Origin of the sequence: Microbacterium sp. H83 (assembly GCF_001650405.1) — a bacterium.
Taxonomy (GTDB): Bacteria; Actinomycetota; Actinomycetes; order Actinomycetales; family Microbacteriaceae; genus Microbacterium.
In genome coordinates this window covers 130406-151650 of sequence record NZ_LWCU01000001.1, presented here as the reverse complement: position 1 = coordinate 151650, position 21245 = coordinate 130406, and the positions used below count along the sequence as shown (strand labels likewise).

Sequence of the window (21245 nt, the reverse complement as noted above, 5' to 3'; positions counted from 1 at the left end):
CTCACGCATACGGCGTCGGGCGCCGCGCAACAAGCAGAGAGGGGATCGAATCTATGGCACTGGAAGCAGACGTCAAGAAGGCGATCATCGAAGAGTACGCGACGCACCCCGGTGACACCGGATCCCCCGAGGTGCAGGCCGCGATGCTGACGCAGCGCATCAAGGACCTCACCGAGCACCTGAAGGAGCACAAGCACGACCACCACTCGCGTCGTGGTCTGTTCCTGCTCGTGGGTCAGCGCCGTCGTCTGCTCGGCTACCTCCAGAGCGTCGACATCGAGCGTTATCGCTCGCTGATCGCGCGCCTGGGTCTTCGTCGATAACGCAGAGCGCTGCCAGCGTACAATCGCGCAGAACATTCTTGAGAAGGCCGCCCCACGGTGTGGGGCGGCCTTCGTCGTGTCCGGGGACCAGGGCCCCGGACACGATCGCGCTCAGGCGCGTCCGGCGACGAGGTCGGGGTGGTGGATCGCGGCGACGTCGGGGTGTGCGCGCAGACGGGACTTCATCGCGTTCTCGCCGTAGGTCGCATGGATCGGGTTGGTCGGGTCCTCGGTGATCCCGGTGGCCGCCGCGGCGAGGTCGGCAGGCAGCTCGAGGAGCGGCAGCTGCTGGTCGAGCGCAGGGTTGAAGAAGAACGGGATGGAGATGCGCTCGTCCGGCGCCTTCGGAGAGATCACCCGGTGGTTGGTCGCCTTGAGGTAGCCGCCGGTCGCGTACTCCAGCAGCTCGCCGATGTTGACGACGAACGCGCCGGGAACGGGCGGGGCCGAGACCCACTCGCCGTCCCGCTCCACCTGCAGCCCGCCCTTGCCCGGTTCGACCCAGAGCAGCGTCAGAACACCCGAGTCCTTGTGGGCTCCGACGCCCTGCTGGGGCTCCGGCTCGAGCGTCCCCGGGTAGCGGACGATCTTGATGAGCGTCGACGGGTCGCGGAACGGCTCGTCGAAGTACGTCTCGTCCGCCCCGAGCGTGAGCGCCCAGGCGCGGAGCAGCTTGCGCGCGATCTCCGTCAGCGTGTCGTGCCACTCCGTCACGACCTCCTTGAGCTCCGGCTGCGCCGCGGGCCACAGGTTGGGGCCGGTCAGGCGGTTGAAGCTGGGGCCGCCCTCGATCGGCTCCCGCTCGGGTCCGATGTCGATCTGCTCGCGCCAGTCGACCTCGCCCTGGGTCCGCTCGCCGCCGATCCGGGTATAGCCGCGGAAGTGCGGGCTGTTCACGTTCTCGATCGCGAGCTTGTCCTCCACGGGGAGGGCGAAGAAGTCGCGCGCCGCCTGGTGGAGACGGGCCTCCAGCTCGGGGGAGATGCCGGTTCCGGTCAGATAGAAGAACCCGACATCGTGCGTGGCCGCCCGCAGGTCGTCGCGGAATCGCGCGGCGGCCTCGGGGCCGGCGTCGAGCTGGGACAGGTCGAGGATGGGAAGCGAGAGATCAGCCATGTCCCGAGGGTAGGTCGGAGATCGCGTCGCACGGTCGAGTGTTGCGTCGCATTACCTCCCGCGTGCAGGCGCAGGTCCGCGTTGTCACACAGGCCGCCACGGTGCTACAGTCTCGGAGGTAAGGGATGCCTTACCTCAGTTCTCCAGAGAGTCCATTCCGTGCTCGCCACCTTCCTCATCGGTCTTCGTGAAGGCCTCGAAGCCGCGCTCGTCGTCGGCATCCTCGTCGCCTACCTCCGCAGGCTCGGTCGCTCCGACGCGCTGCCGCGGATGTGGGCGGGGGTGGCGCTGGCCGTCCTCCTCGCCCTCGGCATCGGCGCGATCCTCACCTTCGGCGCCTACTCGCTGACGTTCGAGGCGCAGGAACTCATCGGCGGGCTCCTGTCGCTGCTCGCCGTCGCCATGGTCACGGGGATGATCTTCTGGATGCAGAAGGCCGGCCGCACCATGAAGGCGACGCTCGAGGGCGGGCTCGACCGTGCGCTGACGCGGGGCGGCGTCTGGGCGCTCGTCGCGATCGGCTTCGTGTCGGTCGCACGCGAGGGCATCGAGACCACCCTGCTGCTGTGGTCGATGGTCCAGTCGTTCGGCGATGCGCCGTCGGCCCTGCTCGGTGCCGTCCTCGGACTCCTCGCCGCTGTGGTTGTCGGATGGCTCCTCGCCCGAGGCGCCGTGCGGCTCGATCTCCGTCGATTCTTCACCTGGACCAGTGGATTCCTCGTCGTGGTCGCGGCCGGGGTGCTGGCCTACGCGGTCATGGACCTGCAGGAGGCCGCGGCCCTCCCAGGGCCGTTCACGGCGGCGGCGCCGCTCGACCCCGTGACCGGGGCCGTCGCACTCGGATGGGCGGCGTTCCCGTTCGGATGGGCGTTCGATGTGACGGCGGTCATCGCGCCGGACGGCGTCTGGGCGACCGTCCTCCAGGCGACCGTCGGCTTCATGCCGCGGATGACGTGGCTCCAGGTCGCGGCGTGGGCGGTCTACCTCGTCGTCGTCGGCATCCTCTTCGTGCGGGGCCTCGGCGCGGGGCGTTCGCGCACTCCTGCTCTGCCGCCGCGCGCCGATGCACGCGTCGTCCACACCTCACTCACCGATCAAGGAGCAGCATGACCACCCCCCGACGAATCCTCGGCGTCCTCGCGGCGGCCGGAGCGACCGCTCTCCTCCTCTCCGGGTGCGTGGCGAAGAGCGATGTCGCCGCCGGCGCCGCCTTCGACGTGACCTCGACCGCATCCGGGTGCGACGTCTCGGCGACGACGGCGCAGAGCGGCACCCTGACCTTCGACGTCAGCAACGACAGCGGCCAGACCTCGGAGTTCTATCTGCTCGCCGAGGACGGTCTGCGCATCGTCGGCGAGGTCGAGAACATCGCGCCCTCCGCATCGCGAACGCTCACCGTGGTCGCGCAGCCCGGAAGCTATTTCACCCTGTGCAAGCCGGGAATGGTCGGCGAGGGCGTGGGCAAGGCGGAGTTCACGGTCACCGGCGACCGTGTCGCCGTGGACGGCGAGGACGCCGATCTGAAGCAGCAGGCGGTCGATCTGTACGCCGCCTTCGTCAAGGACCAGGTCGGCCTGCTCATGCCCGCCGTGGAGGACCTGGTCTCGGCGTACGAGAGCGGCGATGACGGGACCGCTCGCGCTCTCTTCCCGCAGACCCGGGCCTTCTACGAGCGCATCGAGCCCGTGGCCGAGGCGCTGGGCACGCTCGACCCCCGCATCGACTACCGGGAGGTCGACGCGGTGGCCGAAGAGCTCGACTGGACGGGCTTCCACCGCGTCGAGAAGGACCTGTGGGTCCCCGCGCAGGACGCGCTGAACGCGGACGGCGAGACGCCGGCGTGGCAGGACTGGGCGCCGTCCACCGCCCAGGAGCGCGCCGGATACGGCGACCAGCTGCTCGCGGACGTGCAGGAGCTCTACGACTACGTCCACTCCGACGACTTCACGGCGGCCTTGGAGGACCAGGGCATCGGCGGGATCTCGAACGGTGCCATCGCCCTTCTCGACGAGGTGGCGACCGGCAAGATCTCCGGCGAGGAGGACTGGTGGTCCGGCACCGACCTGTACGACTTCGCGGCGAACGTCGAGGGGTCGAAGATGGCGTTCTCGCTCGTGCAGGACTTCGCCACGTCACAGGGGGACGAAGGCGAGGCGCTCGTGTCGGAGATCGAGGCCGGATACTCCGCACTCGAGGAGGCGCTGGCGACGCATGGTTCGCTCGCGGACGGATTCGTCGGCTACGGAGAGCTCACCGACGCGGACAAGCGGCAGTTCACCGATCTGATCAATGCGCTGGCGGAGCCCCTGTCGCAGCTCACCGGCACGGTCCTCGACTGAGTGGAGAGGGCGATCTCGCAGGTGGACGACAGCTCGTCGGCTCGGTCCGACTCCGCTCCGGAGCGGGAGGCGGGGACGCCCGCGCCCTCCGGCCTCAGCAGACGCGGCCTGCTCGGTCTCGCGCTGGGCGGGGGCGTCGCCACCCTGACCGCCGGCGTCGGCGCAGGGCTCGCGGGCGGGGTCGCTCTCGGGCGCGCGCGAGCCGAGGCGGAGTCGCAGACCTCCTACGACTTCTTCGGAGCGCATCAGGCGGGCATCACGACGCCTGTGCAGGAGCATCTGCACTTCGCGTCCTTCGACATGATGCCGCGCACCGACAGGGACGACCTCATCACGCTGCTGCAGGACTGGACGTACGCGGCGTCGCGGATGACGCAGGGCCTCGAGGTCAGCGCCACGGGCGCCGTCGGCGGGGACCCCGAAGTGCCGCCGGATGACACCGGAGAGGCATACGGCCTGCCGGCCTCCGGCCTCACGATCACCGTCGGCTTCGGCCCGACCCTGTTCGAGAACGACGAGGGCGACCGCTACGGCATCGTGGACCGTCGGCCGCAGCGCCTCGAGAGGCTGCCGGCGTTCCTCGGCGACGACCTCGTGCCGGAGGCGTCGCACGGCGACCTCTGCATCCAGGCCTGTGCGGACGATCCGCAGGTCGCCGTGCACGCCATCCGCAATCTGAGCAGGATCGCCTTCGGGCGAGCCACGCTCCGCTGGTCGCAGCTCGGCTTCGGCAAGACCTCCCGCACGACCGCCGACCAGGCCACCCCCCGCAACCTCTTCGGCTTCAAGGACGGCACGGCGAACATCCTCGCGGACGATACGGTCGCCCTCGATCAGCACGTGTGGTCGTCGGAGTCCGACGATCCCGCGTGGATGGCCGGCGGCTCCTATCTCGTGGCCCGCAAGATCGCGATGCTCATCGAGACCTGGGACCGCGTGCGACTGAGCGAACAGGACGCCATCATCGGGCGGGACAAGGGACGCGGAGCCCCGCTCTCCGGCGGCGACGAGTTCACCCCGCCGGACTTCTCGCATGCGAGCATCGACCGCGATGCCCACGTCCGCCTCGCGCACCCCGATCAGAACGACGGCATCCGCATCCTCCGTCGCGGGTTCAACTACGTCGACGGCAACAACGCCCTCGGTCGCCTGGATGCCGGGCTGTTCTTCCTGTCGTATCAGCGCGACCCGGCGCAGTTCGTCACCCTGCAGCGGCGCCTCTCGACGGACCTCATGAGCGAGTACATCCGCCACGTCGGCTCCGGCATCTGGGCCGTTCCGCCGGGCGCGACGCCCGGATCGTTCGTGGGCGCCGAGCTCTTCGCCTGAGCAGTGCCGTCGCCTGACCGCCGCGTCTCCGGCGGCGGGCCGAAGTCAGTGCTCCAGGCTCCCCGTGACGAAAGCAGCGAACGCATCCGCTCCGAGATGGTCGGCGGCGCTCACGGTCACCACGGCGCGCTCGTGGAACACGATCAGCTGGCCGTACGCCCCGTGCAGGCGCCAGCCGGGTCCCGGTCCGTCCCAGCCGGAGAGCGCATAGCGCTCGTAGCCGCGGGTGGAGCCTGCGCGCACCCAGTCGGAGTGCATCGCATCGATGATCTCGGAGGACACGAGGCGGTCGCCCCTCCACACGCCGCGGTCGCGGATCAGACGACCGAGGCGCGCCATCTCCTCGGTCCGCAGCGCGATGCCCTCGCCGGCCAGAACGCGTCCGGCAGGGGAGCGGCGCCACTCGAGATCCTCGAGACCCAGAGGAGCGAACAGCCGCGGCTCGAGGTACTGCCTGACGTCACCGACCCGCGCGGCGAGGACGGCCATCGCCGTGTACGTGCTCGCGTTCGAATACTGGAACACCCGGCCCTGCGAGGGGCGGGACAGGAACTCGGCCGCGAGATCGGGCCAATCCGTCATCATCGTCTCGGACCACGGCAGGTCGATGCCGCTGGACATCGAGAGCAGCTGACGCAGCGTGACCTCCTCGGCGCCCGCCCCCGGCCGGATGTCCGGCAGATCGTCGACGACCGGGGAGTCGAGTGATATCAGCCCCTCGTCCTGGGCGATCCCGGCGGCGAGGACGCTCACGGCCTTGGTGACCGAGTGGATCTCCTCCCTGACATCCGCGGTCCACCGATGCTCGGCGCCGTCGTCGCCGACGAGGACGTGCAGCCCATGCGCGCCGAAGCCCGATCGCTCGACCTCCCGCACCAGGGTGTCGAGGATCGTCGCCGCCTCGGTCATCGCCCCGGGCCGTCCGTCCGGGTCTCACGCGGTCGGCGGGAGCCCGTCGGATCGCTGCGGTGCCCCTCGCGGCTCGCGAGCCCCGGGTCGACGAACAGCCATCGAGGCCGAGGCTCGACGAGCGGCCGGAAGACGCGCCGCACCGGCGACGTCGCGAGGGCGAGAGCCAGGAGGACCGACAGGAGAGTCACGAGCGGCAGCCACAGCCAGGTCGGGTCCAGGTCTCGCAGCACGCCCGATTCGCGGAACGGGTAGAGCACGAAGGAATGCAGGAGGAAGACGTACATCGTGTACTGGCCGAACGTCGTCCACCAGAACGTGCCGCGGGGGATGAGTGCGAAGAAGGCCGCGCTCAGCACCACGGCGAGCATCATGAGAAGCACGCGGACACCGCCCGCCCACCACTGCTCGCCGCCGAGGTCCGCGTACGCATCGTCGTAGAAGAGCCAGCGCCGGAGGTCGACCTCCTTCCACACGTCGATCCATCTCCAGGCGGCGAATCCTGCCGCCCCCAGCACGGCGAGCGCGCTCAGACGGAGCCACCAGGGGCGGACGTCGAGGAGCCGGAATCGCGCGACGATATCGCGATCGTGCAGCCACCATCCCAGCGTGAAGAAGGGAAGGAGCCCGAGCGTGCGCGACAGGGAGAAGGTGCTGTCGACGTTGGGGAGATAGCCGACGCCGATGGAGATGACCACCGTCCACAGCAGCGGCCATCGCAGCAGCGCCAGGTAGGGGAGCACGAGTCGGAAGATGCCGAGCGCCAGAAGGAACCACAGCGTCCATGACGGCTTCGTGAGGTTCGGGTCGGCCTGCCCCTCGACGAGCCACTTGGTGAGGGTCCACAGGAACTCGAAGATGACGTAGGGAATGAGGATGTCCGTCACGACCCTGGCCATCTGGACGCGGGTCGGAGAGCCCGCCTTCGAGAAGTAGCCCGAGATGATCGCGAACGCGGGCATGTGGAAGGCGAAGATGGCGAGGTACGACGCCAGGGCGATGTCGGAGTCGTAGATGAGGCGCTGGATCGCGTGCCCGAGGACCACCAGCACGATGCACGCGAAACGGGCGTTGTCCCAGAAGGGCACCCGTCTACGGGGCTTCGGTGCGGGCGCCGAGGCGGAGGTCGTCGGGTCGGCGCCGGCGCTGTTCATCCTCCGAGGCTACAGCCGGGAATAGAGTTGCTCCCACCACGTTGACTCATATACATTCAAATGAATAGAACCGGATGCACGGCACCCGATTCGGAGAAGACGGAGCAATCATGAGCGAGCAGTCCAGCGTTCCGGTGCAGTTCGGAATCATGTCGGTCAGCGACATCACCCGCGATCCCACCACCGGTGTCACCCCGAGCGAGCAGGAGCGCATCGCGGCGACGCTCGCGATCGCCAAGCACAGCGAGGAGGTCGGTCTCGACGTCTTCGCGATCGGCGAGCACCACAACCCGCCGTTCTGGTCCTCCAGCCCCACGACGTTCCTCGCCGCGCTCGCGGCGCAGACCGAGCGCCTCATCGTCTCCACATCGACCACCCTCATCACGACCAACGACCCGGTGCGCATCGCGGAGGAGTACTCGATGCTGCAGCACGTGTCCGGCGGACGCATGGACCTCATGCTCGGTCGAGGCAACACCGGTCCCGTCTACCCGTGGTTCGGCAAGGACATCCGCCAGGGTCTGCCGCTGGCGATCGAGAACTACGCCCTGCTGCACAAGCTGTGGCGCGAGGACGTCGTCGACTGGGAGGGAAAGTTCCGCACCCCGCTGCAGGGATTCACGTCGACGCCGCGTCCGCTCGACGGCGTCGCGCCCTTCGTGTGGCACGGGTCGATCCGCACCCCCGAGATCGCCGAGCAGGCGGCGTACTACGGCGACGGGTTCTTCGCGAACAACATCTTCTGGCCGAAGGAGCACTACCAGCGCCTGATCGAGCTGTACCGCCAGCGCTATGCGCACTACGGTCACGGAACCCCGGAGCAGGCGATCGTCGGTCTCGGCGGTCAGGTCTTCATGGCGGCGAAGTCGCAGGATGCGGTCACGCAGTTCCGTCCGTACTTCGACAACGCGCCGGTGTACGGCCACGGTCCCAGCCTCGAGGACTTCACGGAGATGACCCCGCTCACCGTCGGATCGCCGCAGCAGGTCATCGACGGCTACGCCGCGATGCGCGAGCACTTCGGCGACTACCAGCGTCAGCTGTTCCTCATCGACCACGCCGGTCTGCCGCTGAAGACCGTCCTCGAGCAGCTCGACATCCTGGGGTCGGAGGTGGTCCCGGTGCTCCGCAAGGAGCTCGCCGAGGGTCGCCCGGCGTCCGTGCCCGACGCTCCCACGCACGCTGCGCGGGTCAAGGCCGAGTTCGGCGACGGCCCGACCCGCCAGGCACGTCCCGGAGCGAACCGCGGCGACAACCTCACGGGCGATTCGCCGTATCAGGACACGCCCGCACCGGCCGGTGCGGCGTTCGGACTCTCCCGCAAGGAGGCGTGACATGACCGCGCGTCGCATCGCGGTCATCTCCGCGGGACTGTCGAACCCCTCGTCGACGCGGATGCTGGCCGATCGGCTGGCCGCGGAGACCGTGAAGGCTCTCGCCGCGCGGGACATCGAGGCGACCGTCGACGTGATCGAGCTGCGCGACTACGCGCACGACATCACGAACAACCTGCTCACCGGCTTTGCGCCGCCCGCGCTGGAGACGGCGATCAACACCGTCGTCTCGGCCGACGCCCTGATCGCGGTGACGCCGATCTTCTCGACGAGCTACTCGGGTCTCTTCAAGTCGTTCATCGACGTGCTCGACCCCGACGCGCTGACCGGAGTGCCCGTGCTGATCGGCGCGAACGCGGGAACGGCTCGACACTCCCTCGCGATCGACTACGCGATCCGCCCGCTCTTCGCCTACCTGCACGCGGACGCCGTCTCGACCGGCGTCTTCGCGGCGTCGAGCGACTGGGGCGGCGCGGGCGACGACGTGGCTCCGCTCGCGAAGCGGGTCGAGAAGGGGGCGAAGGAGCTCGCCGACGCGGTGTCGAAGCGCGCGGCGTCGTCCTCTGCCGACCCCTATGACCCGGCCACCTATCTGGGCGAAGGGCGATCCTTCGGGCACATGCTGGGCGGTCTCGCCGGCGAATGAGAGCGGATGCGCGGATCCGGCGTCCGTCGGATCCGCGCCCTACCGGGGCCATGACGCCGTCGACAATGTCCGTGGGGCATCGTACGGTGACGTCATGGCCCTTCTCTCTGAGCTGGAAACCGCGCGGGATGCGCTGCGCGGCCGTCTGATCCTGCCGGGCGACGACTCGTATGCCTCGGCTGCGCGTCCCTGGAATCTCGCCGTCGAGCAGCGGCCGGCGGGCGTCGCGCTCCCGTCCGACGTCGACGATCTCCGCACCCTGCTGCGCGCCGCCGCCGACGGGGCGTTCACCCTGGCGGTGCAACCGAGCGGTCACGGGGCGTCCAGCGACCTGTCCGGCTCCGTGATCGTCCGCACCGCGGCGTTCGACGACCTCGACATCGACCTCGAGGCCGGCGTCGCACGAGTCGGCGGCGGCGTCCACTGGGGGGCCGTGGTCGACGCCCTCGAGGGATCCGGCTGGGTGGCCCCGGCGGGGACGAGCCCCGTCGTCAGCGTGGCCGGGTACACGCTCGGCGGCGGCCATTCCTGGTTCAGCCGCACCGCGGGCCTCGGCTCCGACAACCTGCGGGCGGCGTGGGTCCTCCGCGCGGACGGCAGTCACGAGCGCGTCGACGACGACACCGATCCGGAGCTCATGTGGGCGCTGCGCGGAGCGGGAGGGATCACGGGCATCGTCACCGCCCTCGAGATCGACCTCGTCCGGGCACCCGCCGTGTGGGGAACGGGGCTCACGTATGACGCATCCGATGCCGAGGCGGTGATCCGCGCGGTGCGAGACCTCGCGGACGACGCCCCGCCGTCCGTCAACGTCTTCGTCGATTCGATGCGCCTCCCCGATGCCCCGGAGCTGCCGGCGGAGATCCGCGGTCGCAGCTTCCTCACGGTGCAGGTGCTCGCGGTCGACGGCGAACCGGCAGCGCTCGTCGAGCGCCTCCGCGCGGCCGGCACGGTGCGGCGCGAGGTCGCCGGCCCCACGTCGCCCGGCGCGCTCGCCGCGGCATCGAACGAGCCCACCGACCCGACCCCCGGTCGAGGCGCATCGGCCGCGCTGTCGCATCTCGACGACGCCGTCCTCGCGGATCTCCTGCGGTTCCGGGCGCACGATGACAATTGGCCGATCATGGGCATCGGCATGCGGCTGCTCGGCGGCGCCCTCGACGCGCCGAAGCGTCCCGGTCTCGCCTCGCTGCAGGGTGCCGCGTGGCTGCTGCATGCGCTCGTGCCGGTGTTCCCGGGAGTTCCGAGCGAGCCCGGAGACGCGAGCATCGCGGGCTTCGAGCGTGTTCTGGCCCCCGCGCTCGCGCCGCAGACCGTGCCGACGTTCCTCGGGCCGGGGCAGACGCTGGAGCTCTGCGCCGGAGAGCAGTCGATCGAGAAGCTCCGTGCCCTGCGCGACGCGGTCGACCCGAACGGCGTTCTGCACGAGGGCCGCCTTCCGCGCTGAGACGCAGACGGCCCCGTCGATCGACGGTCCGTCTGCGGCAGCGTCCACGGGCAGGTCGACGAGTCCCGTCGGCGCCGATCAGGGCTCGTCGTCGGCCCTCCGACTCCAGCGGTACTCGGTCTCCGGGCGGCCTCGCGCTCCGTAGCGCGCCGCACGGACGACCGTTCCCTCCGCGGCCAGATGCTCGAGATACCGCCGGGCCGAGACGCGCGCCATCCCCAGGCGATCGGCCGCTTCGCTCGCCGACAGGGCGCCGCCGGACCGGAGCTCGGCCGAGACGCGCTGGAGGGTGTCGGGGGACAGGCCCTTGGGCAGGGCGATGGTGCCCGTCGATCGACCGAGAAGAGCGTCGATCTCGGCCTGAGTGGCGTCGCCGTCGGTCGCCCGCGCGGTCGCCCGGTGCTCTCGGTACGTGATCAGCCGCTCGCGGAACACCGCGAAGGGGAAGGGCTTCACCAGGTAGTGGTACACGCCCAGCGCCGCCATCTGACGCACGGTGTCCGCGTCGCGCACCCCGGTGATGGCGATGACGTCGACGGCAGCGGCCCGCGCGCGCAGCGTCCGCAGCACGTCGAGGCCCGACCCGTCCGGCATCGTGATGTCCAGCAGCACCAGATCGAAGCGCCGATCCTGCGGCTGCTCGAGCACGGCCCGAACGGCGGCTCGCGCCCCCGAGCACTCGCCGCCGACCGTGAAGCCGTCGATCCGTTCGACGTACGTGCGGTGCAGCTCGAGGGTGAGCGCGTCGTCATCGACCAGGAGAGTGTTGATCATGACCGGCCCCTCGTCCTCGCCGAGGGAAGCACGACCTCGAAGCAGGTCGGGTGCGACGACAGCTCGATCGTCCCGCCCGCGCCCGCGACGATCGATCGCACGAGCGCCAGGCCGACACCCCGGCCCTGGGCGTCCGCCGGCTTGGTGGAGAAGCCGTTCGCGAAGATGCGCTCGCGCAGCTCCCCGGGGACCCCGTCTCCGCTGTCCGACACGCGGAGGACGATTCCGCCGTCCGGTGAGGGCTCGAGCACGACTGCCACCCACCTGTCCGGGCCCGGCCCCGCGGCGTCCAACGCGTTGTCGATCAGATTTCCGACCACGGCGACGCTGTCGACGGGCGACAAGGGGGAGCGGGGTGTGTCCGGTTCGATGCGCACCCGCCAGTCGATGCCACGCTCCTTGGCCTGCGACGCCTTGCCGAGCAGGAGCGCGCCGACCGCCGGGTCCCCGGCGCGTCGCGCCGTCACCTGATCGACGAGCGACTGACTCTGACGCGACGTCTCGGTGAGGATCTCGATGGCCTCGTCGATCCGCTCGAGCTCGAGCAGCGCGACGGCGGTGTGCATCCGGTTCCCGTGTTCATGCGTCTGCGCCCGGAGGGCCTCGCCGAGCGTCCGCAGGGACTCGTACGAGGACACCGCGTCCCGCACCTGTCCCGGCGGCAGGTCGCCCGCGATGCGACGCGTCATGCGACGCGCCGCCCAGGCGCCGAGCACTCCGAGTCCGATGAGTCCGCCCGTGATGCCGATGGTCAGCGGCAGACGGCGCAGCAGCGTCTCCGAGATCGACTCGATCGTCACGCCTGCCGACACCCAGCCGATCAGCTCGTCGTCGGGGGAGAGAACCGGGACGATCGTGCGCACCGAGGGGCCGAGGGTGCCGGTGAAGACCTCTGTGAGCGTCTGCGTCTCCGATGGGATGGTCCCGAGGTAGCGACCCCCGATCTGCTCCGTGTCGGGGTGGGTGATGCGCACTCCTGCCGGCGTCATGATCGTGATGAAGTCGAGGGCGGCCGTGTCGACGACGTCCATCACGTACGGCTCGAGCACGGCGGTCGCCGCATCCGCGTCGCCGTTCTGCAGCGCCTCGACGACCAGGGGCGACGTGGCGATCGACACGGCGGTGACCGACGTCGCGCGCTCGGCCTCGGCGTGCGTCGCCCGCTGCGCCTCGACCACCAGGAAGACGGCCACCAGTGCGCCGACGAGCACGGTCGCGACGAGGACGACGGCGAACACCCGTGAGGCGGTGCTGCGGGTGGTGCGGGCGCGTCCCATGGCGTCCTTCCGATCTTCGTCGATCTCGGGTCCGTGATCACGGCGATGACCAATACGACCACAAATGGCGGTCCGATGCGAAGTCGGCGACCGTGGATCCACCGACGGCGACGACGCCGGCGGACATGAGACGACGACGTTCATGATCGAGGAGGAAAACATGGCCATCACGACGGGGTTCTCACTTCCCGGGTTCCACTGGCGCCGAGGCAAGCAGTCCTGGGACCGGCACACCTGGCTCTACGTCTCCGTGATCATCGCGGTCGTGCTCGGCGCGGTCGTCGGTCTGGTCGCTCCCGAGGTCGGGCAGTCGCTCGAGCCGGTCGGAAAGGGCTTCGTGTCGCTGATCAAGATGATGATCGCGCCGATCATCTTCTGCACCATCGTCGTGGGCGTCGGCTCCATCGCGAAGGCGGCGACGGTCGGCAAGATCGGCGGCCTCGCGCTGCTGTACTTCATGATCATGTCGACCTTCGCGCTCGCGATCGGTCTCGTCGTGGGCAACCTCATCCACCCCGGCGCGGGCCTCGACATGGCGGGTGCGTCGTACGACGCGACCGAGACCGAGGCGAAGACGACGACGGAGTTCGTGCTCGGCATCATCCCCACCACCTTCTTCTCGGCCTTCACGGGTGAGAGCGTGCTGCAGGTGCTGTTCATCGCCCTGCTGGTCGGCTTCGCCCTGCAGGGCCTCGGCGACAAGGGCGCGCCGATCATGGACGCGGTGAAGAACCTGCAGAAGCTCGTGTTCCGCATCCTGGGCATGATCCTCTGGCTCGCCCCGCTCGGCGCCTTCGGCGCGATCGCAGCCGTCGTCGGCAAGACGGGGGTCGCGGCGATCTGGAGCCTCGGCGTCCTGATGATCGCGTTCTACATCACCTGCATCCTCTTCATCGTGGTGGTGCTCGGCGTGCTGCTGTACGCGGTGACCAGGGTCAACATCTTCAGCCTCATCAAGTACCTGGCGCGCGAGTACCTCCTGATCGTCGGCACCTCGTCGTCGGAGTCCGCGCTGCCGCGACTGATCGCCAAGATGGAGCACGTCGGCGTCTCCAAGCCGGTGGTGGGCATCACCGTGCCGACCGGCTACTCGTTCAACCTCGACGGCACGGCGATCTACCTCACCATGGCCTCGCTCTTCATCGCCACGGGGATGGGGCAGCCGATGTCGATCGGCGAGCAGATCGGGCTCCTGGTGTTCATGATCATCGCGAGCAAGGGCGCCGCCGGCGTCACGGGCGCGGGACTGGCGACCCTTGCGGGCGGTCTGCAGGCGTACCGGCCCGACCTGGTCGACGGTGTCGGAGTGATCGTCGGGATCGACCGGTTCATGTCCGAGGGGCGGGCCCTGACCAACTTCACCGGGAACGCCGTCGCGACGCTCCTGATCGGCACATGGACGCGTCAGATCGATCGCGACCGCGTCCGCCGGGTCCTCAGCGGCGACCTGCCGTTCGACGAGTCGCTCCTCGACGGCGTGGACGAGCACGGGATGGCCGACGAGAAGAAGGCCGTCGGCGTCCAGGGACTCCAGGACTCCGCCCTCACCGAGATGGCGGCGAAGGAGGAGCGGGCCCGGCTGCGGGCCCGCCGGAACTGATCGCCCGAGGGGGATGCGGGAGCCGCCTGTCGCGGCTCCCGCATCCGTGCGGTCAACCGCTCTTGCGTCGGAACTCGCGCCGCGTCTGCGGGGCATGGGCGCCGTGGACGGCGGAATCGCCGTCGAGGTGGGCCTCGCCCTGGCGCTGGTGCGCGTTCTTCTTCTCGAGCGCTTCCTTGAACTTGCGCTTCATCTCCTCGCTGGAGGAGGCGCCTTCTTCGGTGCTCATGCCCGCCAGCCTAGAGCACGCCCCTCGGCGGCGGCAGGCTCACCTGCGCGCCTTCCGGGTGGCGAGGTCGATCGCCGCACCGAGTCCGAGCGCCACGACCACCGACACCACGACGGCGACCACCGGGCCGCCGGGGACGAGCGCGGCGACGATGGTCCCGACCGACGCCTGATACGCGGCCCAGCCCAGAGCCGCCACCACGACCAGGCACAGGTACCGCAGCGGATGGATGCGGGAGGCTCCGGCGACGAGATTGATGGCCAGCCTGGCGAACGGGACGAAGCGGGCGGTGAACAGCACCGTCGCCGTGCCCCCGTCCAGTCGTCGTCGCGCCCAGTCGAGGGCCTGACGCACCCGGCGTGCGCGCATCCACCGCCAGCGCTCCGTCCCGACCGTGCGTCCGATCAGGTAGCAGGCGGCGTCTCCGCACGCCGCCGCCGCCCCGGCGCAGAGGATCACGGACCACAGAGGAGGCGAGCCCGACGACGACGCGATCGCGCCGAGCGCCGTGACGGCGATCTCGCCCGGGATGATCACGAAGAAGGAGTCTCCGAGCACCAGCAGCGCCATGATCGCGAGGGACCAGGGGCCGGTGAGCAGGTCGGTCGGCACGGGTCCACCCTGCGCGGCGGAGGTGAACGGGAACCAACGCGCGGATAGCCGGTGACCAGCGCTCCAGCATCCGGTGAACTTCTGGTGCCCACGACCGATTCGCGCCTCCGCGGCCCCGCGCCCGCTGCATCCTGAGGGTGTGAGAGTCGCGATCGTGACAGAGTCCTTCCTTCCGCACATGAACGGTGTGACCGGATCGGTGCTGCAGATCCTCCGGCACCTCGAGCGAACGGGTCATGACGCGCATGTCATCGCCCCGGATGCCGCCGGCATACCGGCACACGTGCACGGCGCCGCCGTCGAGACGATCCCGAGCCTCGCTCTCCCCGGCTACCGCAACGTGCGCGTCGGGACCTCTCCCGCGCATCGTGTCGCCGCATCCCTGCGGAGGTTCGATCCCGACGTCGTGCACCTCGCCTCCCCGTTCGCCCTGGGATGGAGAGGCGCGCTCGCCGCGGAGCGTCTCGACGTCGCCTCGGTCGCGGCGTACCAGACGGACGTGGCCGCCTACACCGAGCGATACCGGATCCCCGCGACCACCGGCATCGCCCAGTCCCACATCGCGCGTCTGCACCGTCGGGCCACTCTCACCCTCGCTCCGTCGGAGGACTCCGCGAGGCAGCTCGCCTCGCTCGGCGTCGACAGGGTGCGCCGCTGGGGCAGAGGCGTCGACGCCGAACGGTTCCATCCCTCCCAGCGGAGCGAGACGCTCCGCACGCACTGGGGGTCTGACGTCGTGATCGGCTACGTCGGTCGACTCGCACCGGAGAAGCAGGTGGAGGACCTCGCGGCGCTCCGCGGCATCCCCGGCACCCGCCTCGTGATCGTCGGCGACGGGCCGAGCCGCGCGAAGCTCGAGGCCGCGCTGCCGGACGCGCTCTTCCTCGGCCACCTCGACGGCGACGCGCTCGCCGCGGCCCTGGCCTCGTTCGACGTGTTCGTCCACCCGGGCGAGAGCGAGACGTTCGGACAGACGCTGCAGGAGGCGCACGCGAGCGGGGTCCCGGTCGTGGCGACGGGCCGCGGCGGCCCGCTGGACCTCGTGCGCATGGGCATCGACGGATGGCTCTACCGGCCGGGCGACCGGGACGACCTCCGCATGCGTGTCGCCGACCTCGCGGGCGACGGGCGCAAGCGCAGAGCCTTCGGCCGGGCCGGGCACGAGGCCGTGCAGGACCGGAGCTGGGCCAGCGTCTGCGACCAGCTGCTCGCGCACTTCGACGAGGCCCGCACACTGCGTGAGGTGGACGCCGCGCGTCGGGCTCGACGCGCGACGCGTCCGGAGCGCACCGCACCCGTGCCGCATCGCCGTTGGCAGCGCTACGTCGCGCTGGGCGACTCCCTGACCGAGGGGCTGTGCGATCCGGCGCCGGACGGCGCTCTGCGCGGGTGGGCGGACCGTCTGGCGCTTCTCCTCGCCGCCCGAGGCGGGCTGCACTACGCGAACCTCGCCATCCGCTCGAAGCGGGTGCGAGACGTATGCGGCCCGCAGCTCGCACGGGCGCTCGAGCTTCGTCCCGACCTGGTGTCGATCCTCGTCGGCGCCAACGACCTCGTCGGTCGATCGGTGGACGTGCGGGCTCTCGCCGCCCAGCTCGAGGGCGCCGTCTCGCGGCTGCGAGAGGCCGGTGCCGATGTCCTCCTCGTCACCCCGTTCCTGCCGAGGCGGCGGGCGGCCGGCATCTACACGCGGCGGTTCGCGGCATTCGCCACGGCCCTCACCGGCGTCGCAGCACGCACCGGCGCGATCCTGATCGACACCGACATGCACCCGACGCTGCCCGACCGGCCGAACTGGGGCGAGGATCTCGTGCACCTCAGCAGCCGCGGTCACCGTGTGCTCGCCTATCGCGCGGGGGAGGTGCTCGGGGTGCCCCACGCCGACGCGCTCGGTGCACTCGATGCCGCCCTGCACGAGAACGAGCCGCTCGGCGCCGGTCTCTGGTGGCGGCGGCACGCGCTGCCGTGGGTGTGGCGGCGGCTGCACGGTCGCGCTGCAGGAGACGGGCGCGTCGCGAAGCACGACGACTACGTCTACCTGGGGCGATCCTCGTCGCGTCGAGACGTCTCGGTCGCCTGACCGCGGCGCCCTGCGTCCGTCACGGACGCCCCATGCCCCGATACGACCATCCGGCGGCCCGCCAGGCGGCGGCGTCGAGGCAGTTCCGGCCGTCGATGACGACCCTCCCGGCCACGAGCGAGCCCGCGTGCTCCGGCGAGAGCTCGCGTCGGTACAGATCCCACTCGGTGACGATGACGACGGCATCGGCATCCCGCAGCGCGTCGTCACGGTCCTCCGCGAAGCCCAGCTGCGGGTGCGCGGCCCGCGCGTTGTCGAGCGCTGCGGGGTCGGTGACGACGACATCGGCGCCGAGTCCGCGCAGGCGGACGGCGACGTCCAGCGCGGGCGAATCGCGGATGTCGTCGCTGAACGGCTTGAACGCCGCTCCGAGCACGGCGATCCGGCGCCCGAACACGAGGCCGCCGAGCGCGTCGACGACCATCTGGACCGCCCGGTCGCGGCGGCGCAGGTTGATCGAGTCGACCTCGCGCAGGAATCCGACGGCCTCCCCGCGGCCCAGCTCCTCCGCACGCGCGGCGAAGGCCCGGATGTCCTTCGGGAGGCACCCGCCCCCGAAGCCGATCCCGGAGCCGAGATACCGGCGTCCGATGCGAGTGTCATGGCCGATCGCGTCCGCGAGGAGCGTGACGTCGGCGCCGGCCGCCTCGGCGATCTCCGCCATCGCGTTGATGAACGAGATCTTCGTGGCGAGGAAGGCGTTCGCAGCTCCCTTGACGAGCTCGGCGGTGGCGAGGTCCGTGACGAGGAACGGGGTGCCCGCGTCGACCGCGGGGCGATAGGCGTCCCGCAGCAGCTCGGCGGCCCGCTCGCCCGCGTCGCCGGACGGCACGCCGACCACCAGTCGGTCCGGAGAGATCGTGTCGTGCACGGCCCACCCCTCGCGGAGGAACTCCGGGTTCCACACCAGCGTGGCGCCGGATGCCTCCACCGCGGCGCTCAGCCGCTCCGCCGTGCCGACGGGCACCGTGGACTTGCCGGCGACCACGTCGCCGTCTCGCAGATGGGGCAGGAGAGCCGAGACAGCGGCATCGACGAACTGCAGGTCGGCGGCGTGCCCACCCGCGATCTGCGGCGTGCCGACCGCCAGGAAGTGCACGGCAGCGCCCGCGGCGTCCGCCATGTCGGAGCTGAAGCGCAGACGCCCCGAGGCGACTCCCTCCTGCAGGAGATCCTCGAGCTGGGGCTCGAAGAACGGAGCGGATCCGCGGCGGAGGGCGTCGACCTTCCGGTCGTCGACGTCGATGCCGATGACGTCGTGTCCGATCGAGGCCATCGCGGCGGCGTGCACGGCACCGAGGTACCCGCAGCCGATCACTGACATGCGCATGGCCCCAGGACACCCGAGGTTCCGCACGACGCGGAGTCCGAGGGGTGAACGCCTCGTGGACGACGGGTGTCGGATCGGCGATCGTCGTGATCGCCGCGGGTTTCCGCGGGTCCGCTGGTAGGGTGTAGGAGGCCGATCTCTGTCGGCTGCACAACTTCACATCGACTCATGGAGCGATCGGCGGAGAAGCTGGTCCCCTGTGGTGGGTTCCTCGGCAGGGCATGTCGGGTGGCTTTCTACTGGTGGCCAGCGCAGGCGACATTCGCGGGAGTGCCCGCGCGCCCATATCCTGCCCGTCCGCTCCTTCATGAACACGCTCGCGCGTCACACGGATTCGCGAGTCTAAACAAAGAAGGAGAGACCTCTTGGAAGGTCCTGAAATCACCGCCACCGAGGCCGTTCTCGACAACGGCCGCTTCGGCACCCGCACCATCCGCTTCGAGACCGGCCGCCTCGCGCAGCAGGCTCAGGGCGCCGTCGCCGCGTACCTCGACGGCGAGACCATGCTCCTGTCGGCCACCAGCGCGGGCAAGCACCCGCGCGAGGGCTTCGACTTCTTCCCGCTGACGGTCGACGTCGAGGAGCGCTCGTACGCCGCCGGCAAGATCCCCGGCTCGTTCTTCCGTCGCGAGGGCCGTCCCTCGACCGAGGCGATCCTGGTCTGCCGTCTGATCGACCGTCCGCTGCGTCCGTCCTTCGTCGACGGCCTGCGCAACGAGGTCCAGATCGTCATCACCGTCCTCTCGATCGCTCCGGGTGAGTTCTACGACGCCCTCGCGATCAACGCCGCCTCCGCGTCGACGCAGATCTCGGGTCTGCCGTTCTCGGGTCCCGTCGCCGGTGTGCGCCTCGCGTTCATCCCCGGCCACGGCGAGCACGCCGACCAGTGGGTCGCGTTCCCGACCGCCGAGCAGGTCTCGGAGGCCGTGTTCGACCTCATCGTCGCCGGACGCGTCGTCACCAAGGCCGACGGCTCCGAGGACGTCGCGATCATGATGGTCGAGGCCGAGGCGACCGAGGGCAGCTGGAACCTCATCAAGGCCGGCGCCACGAAGCCCGACGAAGCTGTCGTCGCCCAGGGTCTCGAGGCGTCCAAGCCGTTCATCGCCCAGCTCGTCAAGGCTCAGGCCGAGCTCGCCGCGACCGCATCGAAGGAGCCGGGCGTCTACCCGGTCTTCCCGCCGTACCAGGACGAGGTCTACGACTTCGTCGCCGAGCGCGCCTATGCGGACCTCAGCGACGCGTACCAGATCGCGGACAAGCAGGAGCGTCAGGCGAAGGACGACGAGATCAAGGATCGCGTCAAGGCCGAGCTCATCGAGGCGACCGAGGCAGGGAACCTTCCCGCCGCCGCGCCGCTGGAGTTCTCCGCGGCGTACAAGTCGGTCACGAAGAAGATCGTCCGCGGCCGCATCCTCACGGAGAGCGTCCGCATCGACGGCCGCGGTCTGGCGGACATCCGTCCGCTCGACGCCGAGGTGCAGGTCATCCCGCGCGTCCACGGCTCCGCGATCTTCCAGCGCGGCGAGACCCAGATCATGGGCGTCACCACGCTCAACATGCTCAAGATGGAGCAGCAGATCGACTCGCTGTCGCCCACGACGAGCAAGCGCTACATGCACCACTACAACTTCCCGCCCTACTCGACCGGTGAGACCGGCCGCGTGGGTTCGCCGAAGCGTCGCGAGATCGGGCACGGCTTCCTCGCCGAGCGCGCCCTCGTGCCGGTGCTGCCGAGCCGCGAGGAGTTCCCGTACGCGATCCGTCAGGTGTCCGAGGCGCTGAGCTCCAACGGCTCGACGTCCATGGGCTCCGTCTGCGCCTCGACCCTGTCGCTGCTGAACGCGGGTGTGCCGCTGCGCGCACCCGTCGCCGGCATCGCGATGGGCCTGGTGTCCGACGAGGTCGACGGTGAGACGCGCTACGCCGCGCTCACCGACATCCTCGGCGCCGAGGACGCGCTGGGCGACATGGACTTCAAGGTCGCCGGCACCAGCGAGTTCGTCACCGCCATCCAGCTCGACACGAAGCTCGACGGCATCCCCTCGTCGGTCCTCGCCGGCGCGCTGACCCAGGCCCGTGACGCCCGTCTCACGATCCTCAACGTCCTGAACGCCGCGATCGACGCTCCCGACGAGATGGCGCCGACCGCGCCTCGCGTCATCAGCGTGCAGATCCCGGTCGACAAGATCGGCGAGCTGATCGGCCCGAAGGGCAAGACGATCAACGCGATCCAGGACGAGACCGGCGCGCAGATCTCCATCGAGGAGGACGGCACCGTCTACATCGGCGCGACCGACGGCCCCTCGGCCGAGGCCGCCCGTGCCCAGGTCAACGCGATCGCCAACCCCACCAACCCGGAGGTCGGCGAGCAGTTCCTCGGGACGGTCGTGAAGATCGCGACGTTCGGCGCGTTCATCTCGCTGCTGCCCGGCAAGGACGGCCTGCTGCACGTCACCGAGGTGCGCAAGCTCGCCGGTGGCAAGCGCGTCGAGAACGTCGACGACGTGCTCTCGGTCGGCCAGAAGATCCTCGTGAAGATCACGAAGATCGACGACCGCGGCAAGCTGTCGCTCGAGCCCGTGCTCGACGACGCTCCCGCAGCGGACGAGGCTCCTGCCGAGGACGCCGCCGAGTAAGCATCGCTCGACCGGGAGCCCGGGTCCGTCTCGCGACGGCCCGGGCTTCCGTCATGTCTGGCGTGACCAAACCGTTATGCGGAGTTTTCCCGCCGTTCCCCGGATTG

The 21245-nt window shown here is 70.2% G+C and carries 18 protein-coding genes; 10 read left to right on the top strand and 8 right to left on the bottom strand.

Features of this window, described 5'->3' with window-relative positions:
• Positions 1–53: 53 nt before the first annotated feature.
• Positions 54–323 carry a 30S ribosomal protein S15 gene (rpsO, locus tag A4X16_RS00775; RefSeq protein ID WP_017203073.1) on the top strand — a complete coding sequence of 90 codons (270 nt, stop codon included), beginning with the start codon at positions 54–56 and terminating at the stop codon, positions 321–323.
• 111 nt (positions 324–434) lie between these two features.
• Here the strand turns inward: rpsO and A4X16_RS00770 are convergent, their stop codons facing one another.
• Entirely contained in the window at positions 435–1439 is a 1005-nt protein-coding gene (locus A4X16_RS00770; protein ID WP_067114995.1) for an isopenicillin N synthase family dioxygenase, read from the bottom strand.
• A 159-nt stretch (positions 1440–1598) separates the two neighbouring features.
• Here A4X16_RS00770 and efeU point away from each other — a divergent pair, with 159 nt between their 5' ends.
• The 3 genes from efeU to efeB are packed head-to-tail and all read left to right on the top strand — an operon-like array spanning position 1599 to position 5107.
• Positions 1599–2549 (top strand): iron uptake transporter permease EfeU, encoded by a 951-nt coding sequence (gene efeU, locus A4X16_RS00765; RefSeq protein ID WP_067114993.1) that lies wholly within the window; start codon positions 1599–1601, stop codon positions 2547–2549.
• Positions 2546–3778 (top strand): iron uptake system protein EfeO, encoded by a 1233-nt coding sequence (efeO, locus tag A4X16_RS00760; protein ID WP_067114991.1) that lies wholly within the window; start codon positions 2546–2548, stop codon positions 3776–3778. The genes efeU and efeO overlap by 4 nt, the downstream gene beginning before the upstream one ends.
• 21 nt (positions 3779–3799) lie before the next feature.
• Complete coding sequence (gene efeB, locus A4X16_RS00755) at positions 3800–5107, top strand: iron uptake transporter deferrochelatase/peroxidase subunit (RefSeq protein WP_067115317.1); 1308 nt, start codon at positions 3800–3802, stop codon at positions 5105–5107.
• 45 nt (positions 5108–5152) lie between these two features.
• Here the strand turns inward: efeB and A4X16_RS00750 are convergent, their stop codons facing one another.
• Both A4X16_RS00750 and A4X16_RS00745 read right to left on the bottom strand, forming a co-directional pair.
• Positions 5153–6016, bottom strand: coding sequence for a serine hydrolase domain-containing protein (locus tag A4X16_RS00750; RefSeq protein WP_067114989.1), 864 nt, complete (start codon positions 6014–6016; stop codon positions 5153–5155).
• Positions 6013–7170: an acyltransferase family protein gene (locus tag A4X16_RS00745; RefSeq protein WP_067114987.1), complete on the bottom strand. Its 1158-nt coding sequence runs from the start codon at positions 7168–7170 to the stop codon at positions 6013–6015. Before A4X16_RS00745 ends, A4X16_RS00750 begins: the two co-directional genes overlap by 4 nt.
• Before the next feature lie 110 nt (positions 7171–7280).
• On the opposite strand from A4X16_RS00745, the gene A4X16_RS00740 reads away from it, so the two are divergent.
• The 3 genes from A4X16_RS00740 to A4X16_RS00730 all read left to right on the top strand — a co-directional run bounded on the left by A4X16_RS00740 (position 7281) and on the right by A4X16_RS00730 (position 10597).
• Positions 7281–8504, top strand: a complete 1224-nt coding sequence (locus A4X16_RS00740; protein WP_067115314.1) for an LLM class flavin-dependent oxidoreductase — start codon at positions 7281–7283, stop codon at positions 8502–8504.
• A gap of 1 nt (position 8505) precedes the next feature.
• Positions 8506–9150 (top strand): FMN reductase, encoded by a 645-nt coding sequence (locus tag A4X16_RS00735; RefSeq protein ID WP_067114985.1) that lies wholly within the window; start codon positions 8506–8508, stop codon positions 9148–9150.
• 94 nt (positions 9151–9244) lie between these two features.
• The gene (locus A4X16_RS00730; RefSeq protein ID WP_067114983.1) at positions 9245–10597 is read left to right on the top strand and encodes an FAD-binding oxidoreductase; all 1353 of its coding nucleotides are present in this window, start codon (positions 9245–9247) and stop codon (positions 10595–10597) included.
• 78 nt (positions 10598–10675) lie between these two features.
• Here the strand turns inward: A4X16_RS00730 and A4X16_RS00725 are convergent, their stop codons facing one another.
• Both A4X16_RS00725 and A4X16_RS00720 read right to left on the bottom strand, forming a co-directional pair.
• Positions 10676–11371: a response regulator gene (locus A4X16_RS00725; RefSeq protein ID WP_067114981.1), complete on the bottom strand. Its 696-nt coding sequence runs from the start codon at positions 11369–11371 to the stop codon at positions 10676–10678.
• On the bottom strand, positions 11368–12648 hold the full coding sequence (locus tag A4X16_RS00720; protein ID WP_067114979.1) for a sensor histidine kinase: 1281 nt from the start codon (positions 12646–12648) through the stop codon (positions 11368–11370). The genes A4X16_RS00725 and A4X16_RS00720 overlap by 4 nt, the downstream gene beginning before the upstream one ends.
• Positions 12649–12808: 160 nt before the next feature.
• Here A4X16_RS00720 and A4X16_RS00715 point away from each other — a divergent pair, with 160 nt between their 5' ends.
• Positions 12809–14248 (top strand): cation:dicarboxylate symporter family transporter, encoded by a 1440-nt coding sequence (locus A4X16_RS00715; protein ID WP_067115311.1) that lies wholly within the window; start codon positions 12809–12811, stop codon positions 14246–14248.
• Positions 14249–14300: 52 nt separating this feature from the next.
• On the opposite strand, the gene A4X16_RS17975 is transcribed toward A4X16_RS00715, so the two are convergent.
• Together A4X16_RS17975 and A4X16_RS00710 are read right to left on the bottom strand one after the other, a co-directional pair.
• A complete protein-coding gene (locus A4X16_RS17975; RefSeq protein WP_197491736.1) occupies positions 14301–14477 on the bottom strand; it encodes a DUF5302 domain-containing protein in 177 nt (58 codons plus the stop codon).
• Positions 14478–14516: 39 nt separating this feature from the next.
• Positions 14517–15089: a DedA family protein gene (locus A4X16_RS00710; RefSeq protein WP_231880220.1), complete on the bottom strand. Its 573-nt coding sequence runs from the start codon at positions 15087–15089 to the stop codon at positions 14517–14519.
• A gap of 154 nt (positions 15090–15243) precedes the next feature.
• Here A4X16_RS00710 and A4X16_RS00705 point away from each other — a divergent pair, with 154 nt between their 5' ends.
• A complete protein-coding gene (locus A4X16_RS00705) occupies positions 15244–17169 on the top strand; it encodes a GDSL-type esterase/lipase family protein (RefSeq protein WP_231880219.1) in 1926 nt (641 codons plus the stop codon).
• Between the two features lie 19 nt (positions 17170–17188).
• Here the strand turns inward: A4X16_RS00705 and A4X16_RS00700 are convergent, their stop codons facing one another.
• The gene (locus A4X16_RS00700; protein ID WP_067114975.1) at positions 17189–18499 is read right to left on the bottom strand and encodes a UDP-glucose dehydrogenase family protein; all 1311 of its coding nucleotides are present in this window, start codon (positions 18497–18499) and stop codon (positions 17189–17191) included.
• Positions 18500–18864: 365 nt separating this feature from the next.
• Between A4X16_RS00700 and A4X16_RS00695 the strand changes: the two genes are divergently transcribed.
• A complete protein-coding gene (locus A4X16_RS00695) occupies positions 18865–21138 on the top strand; it encodes a polyribonucleotide nucleotidyltransferase (protein WP_067114973.1) in 2274 nt (757 codons plus the stop codon).
• Positions 21139–21245 lie beyond the last annotated feature (107 nt).